This window comes from Enterobacter cloacae complex sp. P29RS, assembly GCF_014893445.1.
GTDB lineage: Bacteria > Pseudomonadota > Gammaproteobacteria > Enterobacterales > Enterobacteriaceae > Enterobacter > Enterobacter intestinihominis.
This window is the reverse complement of the sequence record NZ_JADBPZ010000027.1, coordinates 34,633-50,556: the sequence shown is the minus strand read 5'-3', so window position 1 is coordinate 50,556 and position 15,924 is coordinate 34,633. Positions and strand designations below refer to the sequence as shown.

The 15,924-nt window shown below is 55.0% G+C and carries 22 protein-coding genes; 13 read left to right on the top strand and 9 right to left on the bottom strand.

Features of this window, described 5'->3' with window-relative positions; genetic code table 11:
- Nucleotides 1-4 precede the first annotated feature (4 nt).
- Both ispB and sfsB read left to right on the top strand, forming a co-directional pair.
- Complete coding sequence (gene ispB, locus IM282_RS18805; protein WP_006812126.1) at nt 5-976, top strand: octaprenyl diphosphate synthase; 972 nt, start codon at nt 5-7, stop codon at nt 974-976.
- A gap of 229 nt (nt 977-1,205) precedes the next feature.
- The gene (sfsB, locus tag IM282_RS18800; protein ID WP_022649524.1) at nt 1,206-1,493 is read left to right on the top strand and encodes a DNA-binding transcriptional regulator SfsB; all 288 of its coding nucleotides are present in this window, start codon (nt 1,206-1,208) and stop codon (nt 1,491-1,493) included.
- A 63-nt stretch (nt 1,494-1,556) separates the two neighbouring features.
- Here sfsB and murA read toward each other — a convergent pair whose 3' ends face one another.
- The 7 genes from murA to mlaF all read right to left on the bottom strand — a co-directional run bounded on the left by murA (nt 1,557) and on the right by mlaF (nt 6,350).
- Nucleotides 1,557-2,816: a UDP-N-acetylglucosamine 1-carboxyvinyltransferase gene (gene murA / locus IM282_RS18795; RefSeq protein WP_006812128.1), complete on the bottom strand. Its 1,260-nt coding sequence runs from the start codon at nt 2,814-2,816 to the stop codon at nt 1,557-1,559.
- Between the two features lie 50 nt (nt 2,817-2,866).
- Nucleotides 2,867-3,121 (bottom strand): BolA family iron metabolism protein IbaG, encoded by a 255-nt coding sequence (ibaG, locus tag IM282_RS18790; RefSeq protein ID WP_003861840.1) that lies wholly within the window; start codon nt 3,119-3,121, stop codon nt 2,867-2,869.
- Between the two features lie 126 nt (nt 3,122-3,247).
- Nucleotides 3,248-3,541, bottom strand: a complete 294-nt coding sequence (mlaB, locus tag IM282_RS18785; protein WP_022649525.1) for a lipid asymmetry maintenance protein MlaB — start codon at nt 3,539-3,541, stop codon at nt 3,248-3,250.
- Complete coding sequence (gene mlaC / locus IM282_RS18780) at nt 3,541-4,176, bottom strand: phospholipid-binding protein MlaC (RefSeq protein WP_023307064.1); 636 nt, start codon at nt 4,174-4,176, stop codon at nt 3,541-3,543. The genes mlaB and mlaC overlap by 1 nt, the downstream gene beginning before the upstream one ends.
- An 18-nt stretch (nt 4,177-4,194) precedes the next feature.
- Nucleotides 4,195-4,743 (bottom strand): outer membrane lipid asymmetry maintenance protein MlaD, encoded by a 549-nt coding sequence (mlaD, locus tag IM282_RS18775; protein WP_022649526.1) that lies wholly within the window; start codon nt 4,741-4,743, stop codon nt 4,195-4,197.
- A 4-nt stretch (nt 4,744-4,747) separates the two neighbouring features.
- Nucleotides 4,748-5,530, bottom strand: a complete 783-nt coding sequence (mlaE, locus tag IM282_RS18770) for a lipid asymmetry maintenance ABC transporter permease subunit MlaE (protein ID WP_003861848.1) — start codon at nt 5,528-5,530, stop codon at nt 4,748-4,750.
- A 7-nt stretch (nt 5,531-5,537) separates the two neighbouring features.
- A complete protein-coding gene (mlaF, locus tag IM282_RS18765) occupies nt 5,538-6,350 on the bottom strand; it encodes a phospholipid ABC transporter ATP-binding protein MlaF (RefSeq protein WP_022649527.1) in 813 nt (270 codons plus the stop codon).
- Nucleotides 6,351-6,577: 227 nt separating this feature from the next.
- On the opposite strand from mlaF, the gene IM282_RS18760 reads away from it, so the two are divergent.
- The 11 genes from IM282_RS18760 (at nt 6,578) to npr (ending at nt 14,497) form a co-directional block, all read left to right on the top strand.
- On the top strand, nt 6,578-7,555 hold the full coding sequence (locus IM282_RS18760; RefSeq protein ID WP_003861852.1) for a calcium/sodium antiporter: 978 nt from the start codon (nt 6,578-6,580) through the stop codon (nt 7,553-7,555).
- Between the two features lie 13 nt (nt 7,556-7,568).
- Nucleotides 7,569-8,555, top strand: a complete 987-nt coding sequence (kdsD, locus tag IM282_RS18755) for an arabinose-5-phosphate isomerase KdsD (protein WP_003861853.1) — start codon at nt 7,569-7,571, stop codon at nt 8,553-8,555.
- A 14-nt stretch (nt 8,556-8,569) separates the two neighbouring features.
- Nucleotides 8,570-9,136: a 3-deoxy-manno-octulosonate-8-phosphatase KdsC gene (gene kdsC / locus IM282_RS18750; RefSeq protein WP_017382729.1), complete on the top strand. Its 567-nt coding sequence runs from the start codon at nt 8,570-8,572 to the stop codon at nt 9,134-9,136.
- Nucleotides 9,133-9,708: an LPS export ABC transporter periplasmic protein LptC gene (gene lptC, locus IM282_RS18745; protein ID WP_022649529.1), complete on the top strand. Its 576-nt coding sequence runs from the start codon at nt 9,133-9,135 to the stop codon at nt 9,706-9,708. The genes kdsC and lptC overlap by 4 nt, the downstream gene beginning before the upstream one ends.
- On the top strand, nt 9,677-10,231 hold the full coding sequence (gene lptA, locus IM282_RS18740; protein WP_006812136.1) for a lipopolysaccharide ABC transporter substrate-binding protein LptA: 555 nt from the start codon (nt 9,677-9,679) through the stop codon (nt 10,229-10,231). Before lptC ends, lptA begins: the two co-directional genes overlap by 32 nt.
- 6 nt (nt 10,232-10,237) lie before the next feature.
- Nucleotides 10,238-10,963: an LPS export ABC transporter ATP-binding protein gene (gene lptB / locus IM282_RS18735; RefSeq protein WP_003861862.1), complete on the top strand. Its 726-nt coding sequence runs from the start codon at nt 10,238-10,240 to the stop codon at nt 10,961-10,963.
- A gap of 47 nt (nt 10,964-11,010) precedes the next feature.
- A complete protein-coding gene (rpoN, locus tag IM282_RS18730; protein WP_022649530.1) occupies nt 11,011-12,444 on the top strand; it encodes an RNA polymerase factor sigma-54 in 1,434 nt (477 codons plus the stop codon).
- Nucleotides 12,445-12,466: 22 nt separating this feature from the next.
- Nucleotides 12,467-12,754 (top strand): ribosome hibernation promoting factor, encoded by a 288-nt coding sequence (gene hpf, locus IM282_RS18725; RefSeq protein WP_014171818.1) that lies wholly within the window; start codon nt 12,467-12,469, stop codon nt 12,752-12,754.
- An 82-nt stretch (nt 12,755-12,836) separates the two neighbouring features.
- Complete coding sequence (gene ptsN, locus IM282_RS18720; protein ID WP_003861869.1) at nt 12,837-13,328, top strand: PTS IIA-like nitrogen regulatory protein PtsN; 492 nt, start codon at nt 12,837-12,839, stop codon at nt 13,326-13,328.
- Between the two features lie 45 nt (nt 13,329-13,373).
- Nucleotides 13,374-14,228: an RNase adapter RapZ gene (gene rapZ / locus IM282_RS18715; protein WP_003861870.1), complete on the top strand. Its 855-nt coding sequence runs from the start codon at nt 13,374-13,376 to the stop codon at nt 14,226-14,228.
- On the top strand, nt 14,225-14,497 hold the full coding sequence (npr, locus tag IM282_RS18710; RefSeq protein ID WP_003861872.1) for a PTS phosphocarrier protein NPr: 273 nt from the start codon (nt 14,225-14,227) through the stop codon (nt 14,495-14,497). The genes rapZ and npr overlap by 4 nt, the downstream gene beginning before the upstream one ends.
- A gap of 39 nt (nt 14,498-14,536) precedes the next feature.
- Here the strand turns inward: npr and mtgA are convergent, their stop codons facing one another.
- Together mtgA and elbB are read right to left on the bottom strand one after the other, a co-directional pair.
- The gene (gene mtgA / locus IM282_RS18705) at nt 14,537-15,262 is read right to left on the bottom strand and encodes a monofunctional biosynthetic peptidoglycan transglycosylase (protein WP_022649531.1); all 726 of its coding nucleotides are present in this window, start codon (nt 15,260-15,262) and stop codon (nt 14,537-14,539) included.
- Nucleotides 15,259-15,912, bottom strand: a complete 654-nt coding sequence (elbB, locus tag IM282_RS18700) for an isoprenoid biosynthesis glyoxalase ElbB (RefSeq protein ID WP_192970719.1) — start codon at nt 15,910-15,912, stop codon at nt 15,259-15,261. Before elbB ends, mtgA begins: the two co-directional genes overlap by 4 nt.
- Nucleotides 15,913-15,924 lie beyond the last annotated feature (12 nt).

The window sequence follows — 15,924 nt, the reverse complement described above, 5'->3', positions numbered from 1 at the left end:
TGCGATGAATTTAGAAAAAATCAATGAGTTAACCGCGCAAGATATGGCGGGTGTGAATGCAGCAATCCTGGAGCAACTCAACTCTGACGTTCAGCTGATCAATCAGTTGGGCTATTACATCGTCAGCGGCGGCGGTAAACGTATTCGTCCGATGATTGCCATTCTGGCCGCACGCGCGGTTGGCTATCAGGGAAATGCCCACGTCACGATCGCGGCGCTGATCGAATTTATCCACACCGCCACCCTGCTTCATGACGATGTTGTGGATGAATCAGACATGCGTCGTGGCAAAGCCACCGCCAATGCCGCGTTTGGTAATGCGGCAAGCGTTCTGGTAGGGGATTTTATCTATACCCGAGCCTTCCAGATGATGACCAGCCTTGGCTCGCTGAAGGTGCTGGAAGTGATGTCAGAAGCCGTAAACGTTATCGCTGAAGGCGAAGTCCTACAGTTGATGAACGTCAACGACCCGGATATCACCGAAGAAAACTATATGCGGGTGATTTACAGCAAGACCGCACGTCTGTTTGAAGCCGCCGCGCAGTGCTCCGGCATTCTGGCAGGCTGTAGCGAAGCTCAGGAAAAAGGGCTTCAGGACTATGGCCGTTACCTCGGCACCGCGTTCCAGCTGATTGATGATTTGCTGGACTACAGCGCGGATGGCGAAACGCTCGGTAAAAACGTTGGCGATGACCTGAACGAAGGCAAGCCAACGCTGCCGCTGCTCCACGCGATGCGCAATGGCACACCAGAGCAGGCGAAAATGATCCGGGAGGCTATCGAGCAGGGAAATGGTCGCCATCTTCTGGAACCGGTACTGGAAACAATGGCCATCTGTGGTTCCCTTGAATGGACGCGTCAGCGTGCTGAAGAAGAAGCAGACAAAGCCATCGCCGCAATTCAGGTCATTCCCGACAGCCCATGGCGTGATGCGCTAATCGGCCTCGCGCACATCGCCGTCCAGCGCGACCGTTAATCCCCTCCTCATCTCCCTGCGATCTCGTAGGGAGGTTCCAGTACGCACCAATAAATTACATTTACGCGTAAGCTCATCAGGTTACAGGCCGTATGTATAAAGCCGTGCCTTATTCTGAATATTGCTTCTCGTAACATGAACTTTTTAGAACAGATGTTCGAAGTGAGTATAGTAATGCTGTCTTTTCACACGAAACGACGTGGACGATAACGAACACAAGGACAGCATTATGGATACAAAATTCATCGACTGGCATTCTGCTGACATTATTGCGGCACTGCGTAAAAAAGGGACATCGCTGGCTGCCGAATCACGTCGTCATGGGCTGAGCTCGTCGACGCTGGCAAACGCCCTGACCCGCCCATGGCCGAAGGGGGAACTGATTATTGCGACGGCGCTGGATACGCATCCGTGGGTGATATGGCCGTCACGCTATCACGATCCCATTACCCATGAATTTATCGACAGAACGCGCATGATGCGCCAGAGCAAAGCGAAGAAAGCACATCAGGACTGATGCACCCGGATTTACAGGAACAGCAATCCCCCGGCCTGTTCTGGCAGGGGGGTGCCGGAACGATTACTCGCCCTTCACACGCTCGATATTCGCACCCAGCGCGCGCAGTTTGTCTTCAATACGCTCGTAACCACGATCGATGTGGTAGATACGATCGACAACGGTAGTCCCTTCTGCAATACAACCTGCCAGTACGAGGCTCGCAGACGCGCGCAGATCGGTCGCCATCACCTGCGCACCGGACAGTTTTTCAACGCCGTGGCAAATGACCGTGTTGCTTTCAATCTCAGCATGCGCACCCATACGGATCAGTTCCGGTACGTGCATGAAACGGTTTTCGAAGATAGTTTCCGTGATGAAGCCTGTGCCTTCGGCCACCAGGTTCAACAGGGTGAACTGTGCCTGCATATCCGTCGGGAATGCCGGATGTGGCGCAGTGCGCACGTTAACGGCTTTAGGACGCTGCCCGTGCATATCGAGGCTGATCCAGTCTTCACCGATTTCAATGTCCGCACCCGCATCGCGCAGTTTCGCCAGCACCGCATCCAGGGTATCCGGTTGTGCGTTACGACAAACAATCTTACCGCCAGAAATGGCAGCCGCTACCAGGAAAGTACCGGTTTCGATACGGTCTGGCAGTACGCGGTACACACCACCACCCAGACGTTCAACGCCTTCGATGGTGATACGGTCTGTGCCCTGCCCGCTGATCTTCGCCCCCAGCGCGACCAGGAAGTTCGCGGTATCCACGATTTCCGGCTCTCGGGCGGCGTTTTCGATGATGGTAGTGCCTTCTGCCAGCGTAGCAGCCGACATGATGGTTACCGTTGCGCCCACGCTCACTTTGTCCATGACAATGTGCGCGCCTTTCAGGCGACCATTGACGGACGCTTTAACGTACCCCTCTTCCAGCTTGATCTCCGCGCCCAGCTTTTCCAGACCGAAGATATGCAGGTCGACTGGACGGGCGCCGATAGCGCATCCGCCCGGCAGTGAAACCTGTCCCTGACCGAAACGCGCAACCAGCGGGCCAAGCGCCCAGATGGAAGCACGCATGGTTTTCACCAGCTCATACGGCGCTGAGAAGTTGTTCACGTTGCTGGCATCGATCCAGACGGAACCGTTACGCTCCACTTTGGTGCCCAACTGGCCGAGCAACTTCATGGTCGTGTCGATATCTTTCAGCTTCGGTACGTTCTGGATCTCTACCGGCTCTTCTGCGAGCAGCGCAGCGAAAAGAATGGGCAGCGCGGCGTTTTTAGCGCCAGAAATTGTGACTTCGCCCTGGAGACGCGTGGGTCCCTGTACACGAAATTTATCCATCGTTTGCTCTCTTATAAATTCAACCGTGCTGCGGGCGCTTCGCCCTCAGCTCAAAAACCGTTTAGTTTGCGATCGCGTGCCCACTCCTGTGGGGTGAACGCTTTAATCGACAGGGCGTGGATGCGGTTATCCGCAATGTATTCCATCAGCGGCGCGTACACAGCCTGCTGTTTCTTCACGCGACTCATTCCGTCGAACATCTCACCCACAGCAATAACCTGGAAGTGACTGCCATCGCCAGAGACGTGGGCTTCCTGAAGGGAGAGTGCATTCATCAGCACTGTCTGGATTTCATTATTTTCCATGGGGTCTACATCATCTGATAGTGAAAACAAGCTCAACATCTTAGAGCAAAGTGGCGCGGTCTTAAACAAGCAAAAAGCCCCGACGCGTAAACTGTCGGGGCTTTCGGAAGTAACGTACTGAAAAAGTTAGCGAGGTAATACGTCTTCAGGCAAATTGTAAAGCTGTGCAAGGGTTACGACATTATCGCTTACCCCCGTCAGGGTGACGCTACTCCCCTGCTTTTTGCCCGTGGCCACCAGGTGCGCCAGCAGGGCGATACCGGCGGTATCTACCCGCGTGACGCCATGGAGATCAATCAACGTCACGCCCTGCATCGCGTTATGGCGAGCGTCCCACAGCGGGTTAAGCAGATCCTGATCCAGCTCTCCCGTCAGCGTCAACGTCTCGCCGTCACGCGCCCAGCTAAGCTGCTGTGACATTACTTCTTCTCGTCCAGGGTAATTTTCTGACGAGAGATGGACTGAAGCTGAGCCGTCAGGCCATCGATGCCTTTGGTGCGCAGCAGATCGCTCCACTCGTTCTGTTTAGTGGTGATCATGCTGACGCCTTCAGCGATCATGTCGTACGCCTGCCAGTTTCCGGTCTGGCTGTTTTTACGCCACTGGAAGTCCAGGCGTACCGGTGGACGACCGTTTGGATCGATAATCGTCACGCGGATAGGAATGATGGTGGCATCGCCCAGCGGCTGTTCAGGGGCAATCTGATAGGTCTGCCCGTGGTACATCGCCAGCGCCTGGCCGTAAGCCTGTTTCAGGTATTCACGGAACGCCGCAAAGTAAGCCTCGCGCTGCGCCGGGGTCGCGTCTTTGTAGTAACGGCCCAGCACCAGTGCGCCCGCGTACTTGATCTGCACATACGGCAGCAGCTCCTGATCCACCACATCACGCAGATAATCAGGGTTAGCGCGGATTTTTGGCTGTTCGTTTTTAAGACGGTCGAAGGTTTTCTTCGCGGCCTCATCCATCAGTTTGTACGGGTTACTCTGATCCGCAGCGTGCGCCGCGGTTAGAGGGGCAATGACCAGCATGGCAACCATTAACAGTCGTTTAAACATGAATGACTTCTCCTGAAATTAATTCGTCGCGCCTGGCGTCGGTTCGACGTTGGTGTGGTCTTCACTCTGCGCAGGGGCATCGTCAGACTTTTTATCATCCCCTTTACTGTTGTAAAGGAACTGACCAATCATATCTTCCAGCACCATCGCTGACTTGGTATCCTGGATTACGCTACCGTCTTTAAGGATAGACGTTCCCAGCTCAGGATCTTCAAAACCAACGTTAAGGGCCAGATATTGCTCCCCCAGCAGGCCAGAGGTGCGGATAGAGAGCGAGCTGGTGTCAGGAATGTGGTTATAGCGTTCTTCGATATCCATTGCGACGCGCGGCAGATAGGTTTTCTCATCAAGCGTAATGTCAGCGACACGTCCAATAACGACGCCACCAATACGGACCGGTGAGCGCGCCTTCAGGCCGCCGATATTATCGAAAGTCGCGTAGACGCGATACGTCGGCTCGGTGCGAACAGAGGTGATGTCCGCCGCGCGCAGGCAGATAAACAGCGCGGCCAGCAGCGCCAGAAGCAAAAACACGCCAACCCAAATTTCATTTTTTCTCGTTTGCATGAACTCAATTCCCAAACATCAGTGCGGTGAGCACAAAATCCAGACCTAAAACGGCCAGCGACGAATGTACGACAGTACGCGTCGTTGCACGGCTAATGCCCGCCGACGTCGGAATGGCATCGTAACCATTAAACAACGCAATCCAGGTAACCGTCACAGCGAAAACCACGCTCTTGATCAGACAGTTCACCAGATCCATCCGCAGATCGATGGCGTCCTGCATGGCAGACCAGAAGAACCCGGCATCAATGCCTTTCCAGTTGACGCCAACCAGCGCGCCTCCCCAGATACCTACCGCCACAAAGAGGATAGTCAGTAACGGTAAGGAGATAACCCCGGCCCAGAAGCGCGGCGAGATCACCCGGCGCAGCGGATCGACCGCCATCATCTCCATACTGGAGAGCTGCTCTGTGGCGCGCATCAGGCCAATTTCAGCCGTCAGCGCTGATCCGGCACGCCCGGCGAACAGCAGCGCTGCTACAACCGGCCCGAGTTCACGCAGCAGCGAGAGCGCCACCAGCATGCCAAGGCTGGTTTCCGCGCTGTAGGTTGTCAGCACCAGATACCCCTGCAACCCCAGCACCATGCCAATAAACAGACCCGACACGATGATGATAAGCATCGACAGCACGCCGACGTTATAAAGCTGCCGCACCAGTAACGGCGCATGCTTGCGGAACTCCGGTTTGCCAACCAGCGCGTTGAACAACATTAATCCGGCACGCCCGAACGTACTGATGGTTTTTAGGCCACGGTGTCCAAGACCCGCCAACGCATTTAACAGCATGAGTGGATTAACTCCCTATTCCCAGTAAATCGTCATGATAGTCGCCCGCCGGATAGCGGAAAGGCACCGGCCCATCTGCGATACCGTCCAGGAACTGCCGCACGCGCGGATCGCCATTCTCCTGCAACGCCTGAGCGCTGCCGTGGGCGACGATCTTTTTGTCAGCCACAATATAGGCGTAATCAGCAATACTCAGCACTTCCGGCACGTCGTGGGAAACCACCACGCAGGTGACGCCAAGGGCGCTGTTCAGCTCCGAGATTAACTTCACCAGCACGCCCATGGTGATAGGGTCCTGCCCGACGAACGGTTCATCGAACATGATTAAATCGGGTTCCAGGGCAATAGCACGCGCCAGCGCGGCGCGGCGCGCCATCCCACCCGAGAGTTCGGACGGCATAAGTTTCGCAGCCCCCCGCAACCCCACAGCTTCGAGCTTCATCATCACCGTGCTGTGCAACAGCGCAGGAGGAAGATGGGTGTGCTCACGCAGCGGATAGGCCACGTTGTCAAATACGTTCATATCGGTGAACAGCGCACCCGACTGAAAGAGCATGCTCATCCGTTTGCGAACCGTGTAGAGGCGCGAGCGAGACATCTCCGGGACGTTTTCACCGTCGAAGAGAATTTCGCCGCTATCAGGGGGGATTTGCCCGCCGATAAGACGCAGCAACGTCGTTTTACCGATCCCTGACGGCCCCATGATGGCGGTGATTTTACCGCGCGGCACGGTCAGCGAAATATCATCAAATATCACCCGGTTGCCGCGAGAAAAACTGACGCCCCGGACATCGACTATATTCGCCATCGTTTGGCTCATTTATGGTTCCTTACTTACCTTGCTTCACTGCTGGCATGAAGCGTAAATCAGCCCTAAACCCCGCATTTTTACAGAATATTCACTATTGGGGTTAGCGAAAGCTGGCATTTGTTTTACTTTTCCGGCGCATAAAGTCAAAATTAGGAATTCGTCACGTCTCAGACTTCATCTGGCGCTAAAATTCGTGCGCAGTGGACCAGCGAGTATACCTGAAGAAAGGACTTTTGATGCTTTTAGCAACAGCACTGTTAATAATTGGTTTACTGTTGGTGGTCTACAGTGCTGACCGTTTGGTCTTTGCCGCATCCATTCTCTGTCGACTCATTGGCATGCCGCCCATCATTATTGGGATGACGGTGGTCAGTGTAGGCACATCGCTTCCTGAAATCATTGTTTCTGTTTCAGCCTCGTTGCATGGCCAGGTCGACCTCGCTATTGGCACTGCGATTGGCTCTAACATCGTCAATATCTTGCTGATTTTAGGCTTAGCCGCATTACTGCATCCATTTCGCGTACATTCCGATGTTTTGCGTCGTGAATTGCCGCTAATGTTAGTCGTCAGTCTGCTGGCAGGCTATGTGCTTTATGACGGGGTGCTGAGCGTCGGTGACGGTATATTCCTGCTCGCCCTGGCCGTGATCTGGTTGCTTTACAGCGTGAAGATCGCACGTCTGGCGGAAAAACAGGGTAACGATAGCCTCACGCGTGAGCATCTCGCCGAACTGCCACGGGAAGGGACCTTACCCGTCGCCCTGCTGTGGCTGGGCGTCGCGCTGATTATAATGCCAATGGCCACGCGGATGGTGGTCGATAACGCGACGGTGCTGGCGAACGCGTTTGCGATGAGCGAACTGACAATCGGTCTGACGGTCATCGCCATCGGCACCAGCCTGCCAGAGCTGGCTACCGCCATCGCCGGGGCGCGTAAAGGGGAAGATGATATCGCCATCGGCAATATCATTGGCTCGAATATTTTCAATATCGCGATCGTGACGGGGCTGCCAGCATTAATCTCACCGGGGCCGTTTAACCCTATGGTCTTCACGCGCGATTACGGTGTGATGCTACTGGTCAGCGTAATTTTCGCCCTGCTCTGCTGGCGGCGAAAAGAGCAGATCGGCAAAGGCGCGGGCGCGCTGCTGACGGGTGGATTTATCGTATGGCTGGCGATGCTGTACTGGCTCTCGCCACTTCTCTCTGGGTAAACGGAAACGCATTATGTCGCAAATAGAATTGCAGCCGGGTTTTGACTTTCAGAAAGCAGGCAAAGACGTTCTGGAGATTGAACGTGAAGGTCTGGCGCAGTTAGATCAGTACATTAATCAGGATTTTAGTCTGGCCTGTGAGAAGATGTTCTACTGCGCCGGTAAAGTCGTGGTGATGGGGATGGGCAAATCCGGCCATATCGGGCGCAAAATGGCGGCGACCTTTGCCAGTACCGGCACGTCGTCATTCTTCGTTCATCCCGGTGAAGCCGCGCACGGTGACCTCGGCATGGTTACGCCGCAGGACGTGGTTATTGCGCTGTCCAACTCCGGGGAATCGAATGAAATCCTGGCGTTGATCCCGGTGCTGAAGCGTCTGCACGTACCGCTGATTTGCATGACCAGCCGCCCGGAAAGCAGCATGGCGCGTGCGGCAGATATTCACCTGTGCGTGAAGGTGCCGAAAGAAGCCTGTCCGCTGGGGCTGGCGCCGACCTCCAGCACAACCGCCGCGCTGGTGATGGGCGATGCCCTTGCTGTTGCGCTGCTGGAAGCCCGCGGTTTTACGCCTGAAGATTTCGCTCTGTCTCACCCCGGCGGCGCGCTCGGGCGCAAACTGCTGCTGCGGGTCAACGATATTATGCACACCGGGGATGAGATCCCGCACGTCAGCAAAGAGGCCTCTTTGCGCGACGCGTTACTGGAGATTACCCGTAAAAACCTGGGCATGACGGTTATCTGCGACGATCTGATGAAAATTCAGGGCATTTTCACCGACGGCGACCTGCGCCGGGTATTCGATATGGGTGTGGATGTCCGAACGCTGGGCATCGCTGATGTAATGACACCCGGCGGGATCCGCGTCCGTCCGGGCACGCTGGCGGTAGATGTACTGAACCTGATGCAGTCCCGTCATATTACCTCAGTGATGGTTGCCGATGGCGACCAACTGCTGGGTGTGGTACATATGCATGATCTGCTGCGCGCTGGCGTAGTGTAATGAAGGATAAGACAATGAGTAATGCGGGTGCATCCCTTGCAACCTGTTATGGCCCGGTGAGCGCCCACATGATGGCAAAGGCGGAAAATATCCGCCTGCTGATCCTCGATGTGGATGGTGTGCTCTCCGACGGTCTGATTTATATGGGCAATAACGGCGAAGAGCTGAAAGCCTTTAACGTTCGCGACGGTTACGGTATCCGCTGTGCGCTCACGTCCGGTATTGAAGTTGCAATCATAACCGGGCGGAAAGCTAAACTGGTAGAGGATCGGTGTGAAACGCTGGGCATTACCCATCTCTATCAGGGGCAGTCTGATAAGATGGTAGCCTTCCGGGATCTGTTGGGAAAACTGGCCATTGCACCAGAGAATGTGGCATACGTCGGGGATGATTTGATCGACTGGCCAGTCATGGCGGAGGTGGGTCTGAGCATCGCCGTGGCTGACGCGCACCCGCTGCTGATCCCGCGTGCTGATTATGTTACCCATATTCACGGTGGCCGCGGCGCCGTCCGTGAAGTCTGCGATCTGCTTCTGCTGGCGCAGGGCAAGCTTGATGAGGCGAAAGGGCAATCGATATGAGTAAAACCAGACGTTGGGTTATCATTCTGCTTGCGCTTGTCGCCCTGGTACTGATTGGCGTAAACCTCGCTGACCGCGAAGATACGCAAGCGGAAGTGGTTAACACGAGCGACCCGACCTATAAAAGCGATCACAGCGACACCGTGGTCTATAGCCCGGAAGGCGCGCTGAACTATCGCCTCGTTGCTCAGCATGTAGAATATTTTTCAGATGACGGTACTTCGTGGTTTACCCAACCGGTCATGACCACCTTTGATACGGACAAAGTGCCGACGTGGTCTATCAAGTCTGACCGGGCAAAACTGACAAATGACCGTATGCTTTACCTGTATGGTCACGTTGAAGTCAACGCCCTGACCGCTGACGCGCAACTGCGAAAAATTACGACGGATAACGCCCAGATCAACCTGGTCACCCAGGATGTCACGTCGCAGGATTTAGTCACCCTGTATGGCACAACATTTAATTCCAGCGGTTTAAGAATGCGCGGGAACTTACGCAGCAAAAACGCCGAGCTGATTGAAAAGGTTAGAACCTCCTATGAAATTCAAAACAAACAAACTCAGCCTTAAAGTTGTTATCGCCAGCGCGCTGCTGGCGGCCAGTCTTCCCGCGCTTGCTGTGACTGGCGACACCGAACAGCCGATTCATATTGAATCCGATACCCAGTCTCTGGATATGCAGGGTAACGTCGTCACCTTTACCGGCAACGTGGTCATGACCCAGGGCACCATCAAAATCAACGCCGACAAAGTGGTCGTTACCCGACCGGGCGGCGAGCAGGGCAAAGAGATTATCGATGGTTATGGCAACCCGGCCACCTTCTACCAGATGCAGGACAACGGCAAGCCGGTGAAAGGCCATGCCTCGCATATGCACTATGAACTGGCGAAGGATCTGGTCATCCTGACCGGTAATGCTTACCTGGAACAGCTGGACAGCAATATCAAAGGCGACAAAATCACTTATCTGGTGAAAGAGCAGAAAATGCAGGCCTCCAGTGAAAAAGGCAAACGCGTCACGACCGTTCTTGTGCCTTCGCAATTGCAGGACAAGAACAACGGCCAGGCTCCGGCACAGAAAAAGAGTAACTAATTCGTTATGGCAACTTTAACTGCAAAAAACCTCGCGAAAGCGTATAAGGGCCGCCGCGTCGTCGAAGATGTCAGTCTAACCGTCAACTCCGGCGAAATCGTGGGTTTGCTTGGCCCTAACGGGGCGGGTAAAACCACGACCTTCTACATGGTGGTGGGCATCGTCCCGCGTGACGCCGGCAACATCATCATCGATGATGAAGATATCAGCCTGCTGCCACTGCATGCCCGCGCGCGTCGTGGCATCGGCTATCTGCCGCAAGAAGCCTCCATCTTCCGCCGCTTAAGCGTGTTCGACAACCTGATGGCCGTGCTTCAGATCCGTGACGATCTGACCAGCGAGCAGCGCACTGACCGTGCGAACGAGCTGATGGAAGAGTTTCATATCGAACATCTGCGTGACAGCCTCGGTCAGGCGCTGTCCGGTGGTGAACGCCGCCGCGTTGAGATTGCGCGCGCACTGGCAGCAAACCCGAAATTTATCCTGCTGGATGAACCGTTTGCGGGCGTTGACCCCATCTCCGTTATCGATATCAAACGTATTATTGAGCACCTGCGCGACAGCGGGCTTGGCGTACTGATCACGGACCACAACGTTCGCGAAACGCTGGCCGTGTGTGAGCGCGCCTACATAGTGAGCCAGGGCCATCTGATTGCCCACGGTACGCCGCAGCAAATCCTCGAAGATGAGCATGTTAAGCGCGTGTACCTTGGGGAAGACTTCAGACTCTGATAGGGTAGAGGTTAAGTCACGCCGAACCGGAGAAAAACGCTCTGAACATGAAGCAAGGTTTGCAATTACGGCTCAGCCAGCAACTGGCCATGACGCCGCAGCTACAACAGGCAATCCGTCTGTTGCAGCTGTCCACGTTAGAACTCCAGCAGGAGCTCCAGCAGGCGCTGGACAGCAATCCGCTGCTGGAGCAAACCGATCTTCATGACGAGGTAGACGCTCAGCAGACGCAGGACACAGAAACGCTCGACTCCGTAGATGCGCTCGAACAGAAAGAGATGCCGGAGGAACTGCCGCTGGATGCCAGCTGGGATGAAATCTACACCGCGGGTACCCCTTCCGGGACGCGTGCAGATTACCAGGACGATGAACTCCCGGTCTACCAGGGCGAAACTACCCAGTCGCTTCAGGACTACCTGATGTGGCAGGTGGAGCTGACGCCTTTCTCCGATACCGATCGCGCCATTGCCACCTCGATTGTCGATGCCGTTGACGACACGGGCTATTTGACCGTGACGCTGGACGAGATTCTGGAAAGCATCGGCGATGACGAGATTGAACTGGAAGAGATCGAAGCCGTCCTGAAACGCGTTCAGCGTTTCGACCCGATTGGCGTCGCCGCGAAAGATCTGCGCGACTGCCTTCTGATCCAGCTTTCGCAGTTTGCCAAAGAGACACCGTGGATTGACGAAGCCCGGCTCATCATCAGCGAGCATCTGGATTTGCTGGCAAATCACGACTTCCGCACCCTGATGCGCGTTACGCGCCTCAAAGAAGAGGTGCTGAAGGAAGCGGTGAATCTGATCCAGTCACTCGATCCGCGTCCGGGGCAATCGATCCAGACCAGCGAACCGGAATACGTTATTCCTGATGTGCTGGTGAGAAAACACAATGGCCGCTGGGTCGTTGAACTGAACGCCGACAGCATTCCTCGCCTGCAAATCAACCAGCAATACGCCTCCATGTGCACCAGCGCCCGTAACGACGCTGATAATCAATACATTCGCAGCAACCTTCAGGAAGCACGCTGGTTGATTAAGAGTCTGGAAAGCCGTAATGACACGCTGCTGCGCGTCAGCCGCTGTATTGTCGAACAGCAGCAGGCATTCTTTGAGCAGGGCGAAGAGTTTATGAAACCGATGGTGCTGGCGGACATCGCCCAGGCCGTCGAGATGCATGAATCAACCATTTCCCGCGTGACCACGCAGAAGTATCTGCACAGCCCACGCGGTATTTTTGAGCTTAAGTATTTCTTCTCCAGCCACGTGAACACCGAAGGCGGCGGCGAAGCCTCGTCAACAGCTATTCGCGCACTGGTGAAGAAGTTGATCGCCGCGGAGAACCCCGCGAAGCCACTCAGTGACAGTAAGTTAACCACCATGCTGTCCGATCAGGGTATTATGGTGGCACGCCGTACTGTCGCGAAGTATCGAGAGTCTTTATCCATTCCGCCGTCTAACCAGCGTAAACAACTGGTTTGACACAACCGATAAGGAAGACACTATGCAGCTCAATATCACCGGACATAACGTCGAAATTACTGAGGCTTTACGCGATTTTGTAAACGCTAAGTTCGCGAAACTCGAGCAGTATTTCGAGAGGATCAACCAGGTCTATGTTGTGTTGAAAGTGGAGAAAGTGACGCATATCTCGGATGCGACCCTGCACGTCAACGGAGGGGAACTTCATGCCAGTGCGGAAGGGCAAGACATGTACGCGGCTATCGACGGCTTGATTGATAAGCTTGCGAGACAGCTCAATAAACATAAAGATAAACTGAAACAACACTAATTGTCCGGGCAGTTAACGGGTGCAGGACGGCCTGTTGTGAAACACAACAGGCCATTTGTACAGTTAGCGCTTAGGTGAAATTATGATAAACAACGATTCCGCTCTTCAACTGAGCAATGTCCTTAACCAGGATTGTACCCGCAGTGGCGTTCACTGCCAGAGCAAAAAACGTGCGCTGGAAATCATCAGTGAGCTGGCCGCAAAACAGCTGGGTCTGCCGCCGCAGATCGTGTTTGAAGCCATTCTGACCCGTGAAAAAATGGGCAGTACCGGCATCGGCAATGGCATTGCGATCCCGCATGGCAAGCTGGAAGAAGATACGCTGCGTGCCGTGGGGGTGTTTGTGCAACTGGAAACGCCTATCGCTTTTGACGCCATCGATAACCAGCCTGTGGATCTGCTCTTCGCGCTGCTGGTTCCTGCCGATCAGACCAAAACCCACCTGCACACGCTGTCGCTGGTTGCCAAACGTCTGGCGGATAAAACCATTTGTCGTCGACTGCGCTCAGCTCAAAGTGATGAAGAGCTTTATCAAATTATCACTGAAGCAGAAGGCAATCAGGATGAGGCATAATCGGGAAAGGGCCTTCAGAACGGCTTCCCTGAGGAGAAACGGAACATGGTGCTGATGATCGTCAGCGGTCGTTCGGGGTCCGGGAAGTCCGTGGCCCTGCGCGCGCTGGAAGACATGGGATTTTACTGCGTAGATAACCTGCCGGTAGTGCTGTTACCCGATCTGGCGCGGACGCTGGCGGACAGGCAAATCTCTGCCGCCGTCAGTATTGACGTGCGTAACATGCCGGAATCGCCGGAAATCTTCGAGCAGGCAATGAACAGCCTGCCGGAGTGCTTCTCGCCTCAGCTCTTGTTCCTGGATGCTGACCGCAACACGCTGATCCGCCGTTACAGCGATACACGTCGTTTGCACCCGCTCTCGAGTAAAAATCTTTCGCTGGAAAGCGCCATCGATAAAGAGAGCGATCTGCTTGAGCCGCTGCGTTCCCGGGCCGATCTGATTGTCGACACCTCAGAAATGTCCGTCCACGAGCTGGCGGAAATGCTGCGTACTCGCTTACTCGGCAAGCGCGAGCGCGAACTGACGATGGTGTTTGAATCCTTCGGCTTTAAGCACGGTATCCCTATCGATGCGGATTACGTTTTTGATGTGCGTTTCCTGCCGAACCCACACTGGGATCCGAAACTGCGTCCGATGACCGGTCTGGATAAGCCGGTGGCGGCGTTCCTCGACCGACACACAGAAGTACACAATTTTATCTACCAGACGCGAAGCTACCTTGAGCTATGGTTACCTATGCTGGAGACAAACAATCGTAGCTACCTGACGGTGGCGATTGGCTGTACCGGCGGTAAACATCGTTCGGTCTACATTGCCGAACAGCTGGCCGATTACTTCCGCTCACGCGGGAAGAACGTTCAGTCCCGTCATCGCACGCTGGAAAAACGTAAAACATGACCGTAAAACAGACCGTCGAAATCACCAATAAGCTGGGCATGCATGCGCGCCCGGCGATGAAGCTGTTTGAACTGATGCAGGGTTTTGATGCTGAGGTGCTGCTGCGCAACGATGAGGGAACCGAGGCAGAAGCCAACAGCGTGATTGCGCTGCTGATGCTGGATTCTGCCAAAGGCCGCCAGATTGAAGTTGAAGCCACCGGCCCGCAGGAAGAAGAAGCGCTGGCGGCAGTGATTGCCCTGTTTAACGCCGGGTTTGACGAAGATTAACGTTCGCCACGTCGGCGGGTAGCGCTGCGCTTACCCGCTTTACATAAGATTATTTCGCTCCATAAACCCTTCCCCACCCAGCTGACGCATCTGGCGCATAATCCACGCCTGGCGGCTTCGCACGTAGCCTGACGGCGCGCTGGCCTTAAAACGCAGCGGGTTCGGCAGCACGGCGGCAAGCAGTGCCGCTTCGGACATAGTCAGCCTGCTGGCGGGCTTGCCAAAATAGCGCTGCGATGCCGATTCGACGCCAAACACGCCGTCACCAAACTCCGCGATATTCAGGTAGACGGTCAAAATGCGTTTTTTGCTCCACACCGTCTCGACGCCCAGCGTCAGCCCGGCCTCCAGCCCTTTTCTCACCCAGCTGCGACCGTCCCATAAGAACAGATTTTTTACCGTCTGCTGAGAAAGCGTCGACGCACCGCGGACGCGGTTTTCATGACGTTCATTATGATCCAGCGCCTTCTCGATAGCCGCCACGTCAAAACCCCAGTGCTCCGGGAATTTCTGATCTTCTGCCGCAATGACCGCCAGACCCATCCACGGGGAGATTTCATCCATGCCGACCCAGTCTGAGTGGGCAACATAGCCAAAATCACCCGAGAGCCAGGCGCTAATCTGCCGCTCTGCCATCACGGCCGAGAACGGGACGGGCAGGATGCTGAACAGCGCAATGCCTCCGCCCCAAAAAACGGCCAGGACCAGCACAATACGCAGCAGGATCCGTTTTAACCACCCGCCAGGGGATAATTTACGGCTCATTCGGTAAGAACCAGCACTCTGTCCACCAGCTTTTCAATGCCTGCAGCAGCCTCGGCAATGTTCTGCGCCAGCATATACGCCGGCGTGGTGACGATTTTATTGTCCTCATCCACCACAATGTCGTCTACCGGACATGGCACGTGTTCGCCGCCCATATCTTCGACAATTTCAGCAGTATCAATGTCGGTTCCGATCGTGAGCCGCAGCGGGAAATCAAAAATCTTCGGCAGCATGGCTGGCGCAATGCAGATAAAGCCCTGCGGCTTACCTGCCGCATGCATCGCCAGCGATAGCGCTTTTAAGTCGGGCTCGACCTGACACGCCGCGCCTTGCGTTGCAAACGTGCTCAGGTTTTTCGCCGCGCCAAAGCCGCCCGGCACGATGAGCGCATCTAGCTCAGCCGCATCGGCCTGTGCCAGCGGATGAATATCCCCGCGCACAATACGTGCCGCTTCAATCAGCACGTTACGGCTTTCCGCCATTGGCTCGCCGGTAAGATGATTAACCACGTCTGCCTGCGTTTTATCCGGAGCGAAGCAGATAACGTCGGCCCCCTGGCGCGATAATGCCAGCAGCGTTAATACGGTTTCATGTATCTCTGAACCATCGTAAACGCCACATCCGCTCAGCACGACACCCACTTTCTTCATTCTGACGATCCT

Coding starts and splice junctions, on each gene's coding strand:
- kdsC (WP_017382729.1), top strand. CDS start 8,570: ATGAGTAATGCGGGTGCATCCCTTGCAACCTGTTATGGCCCGGTGAGC.
- sfsB (WP_022649524.1), top strand. CDS start 1,206: ATGGATACAAAATTCATCGACTGGCATTCTGCTGACATTATTGCGGCA.
- rapZ (WP_003861870.1), top strand. CDS start 13,374: ATGGTGCTGATGATCGTCAGCGGTCGTTCGGGGTCCGGGAAGTCCGTG.
- mlaF (WP_022649527.1), bottom strand. CDS start 6,350: ATGAGCCAAACGATGGCGAATATAGTCGATGTCCGGGGCGTCAGTTTT.
- rpoN (WP_022649530.1), top strand. CDS start 11,011: ATGAAGCAAGGTTTGCAATTACGGCTCAGCCAGCAACTGGCCATGACG.
- ibaG (WP_003861840.1), bottom strand. CDS start 3,121: ATGGAAAATAATGAAATCCAGACAGTGCTGATGAATGCACTCTCCCTT.
- mlaD (WP_022649526.1), bottom strand. CDS start 4,743: ATGCAAACGAGAAAAAATGAAATTTGGGTTGGCGTGTTTTTGCTTCTG.
- IM282_RS18760 (WP_003861852.1), top strand. CDS start 6,578: ATGCTTTTAGCAACAGCACTGTTAATAATTGGTTTACTGTTGGTGGTC.
- npr (WP_003861872.1), top strand. CDS start 14,225: ATGACCGTAAAACAGACCGTCGAAATCACCAATAAGCTGGGCATGCAT.
- ptsN (WP_003861869.1), top strand. CDS start 12,837: ATGATAAACAACGATTCCGCTCTTCAACTGAGCAATGTCCTTAACCAG.
- mlaC (WP_023307064.1), bottom strand. CDS start 4,176: ATGTTTAAACGACTGTTAATGGTTGCCATGCTGGTCATTGCCCCTCTA.
- lptC (WP_022649529.1), top strand. CDS start 9,133: ATGAGTAAAACCAGACGTTGGGTTATCATTCTGCTTGCGCTTGTCGCC.
- hpf (WP_014171818.1), top strand. CDS start 12,467: ATGCAGCTCAATATCACCGGACATAACGTCGAAATTACTGAGGCTTTA.
- mlaE (WP_003861848.1), bottom strand. CDS start 5,530: ATGCTGTTAAATGCGTTGGCGGGTCTTGGACACCGTGGCCTAAAAACC.
- mtgA (WP_022649531.1), bottom strand. CDS start 15,262: ATGAGCCGTAAATTATCCCCTGGCGGGTGGTTAAAACGGATCCTGCTG.
- lptA (WP_006812136.1), top strand. CDS start 9,677: ATGAAATTCAAAACAAACAAACTCAGCCTTAAAGTTGTTATCGCCAGC.
- lptB (WP_003861862.1), top strand. CDS start 10,238: ATGGCAACTTTAACTGCAAAAAACCTCGCGAAAGCGTATAAGGGCCGC.
- ispB (WP_006812126.1), top strand. CDS start 5: ATGAATTTAGAAAAAATCAATGAGTTAACCGCGCAAGATATGGCGGGT.
- elbB (WP_192970719.1), bottom strand. CDS start 15,912: ATGAAGAAAGTGGGTGTCGTGCTGAGCGGATGTGGCGTTTACGATGGT.
- kdsD (WP_003861853.1), top strand. CDS start 7,569: ATGTCGCAAATAGAATTGCAGCCGGGTTTTGACTTTCAGAAAGCAGGC.
- mlaB (WP_022649525.1), bottom strand. CDS start 3,541: ATGTCACAGCAGCTTAGCTGGGCGCGTGACGGCGAGACGTTGACGCTG.
- murA (WP_006812128.1), bottom strand. CDS start 2,816: ATGGATAAATTTCGTGTACAGGGACCCACGCGTCTCCAGGGCGAAGTC.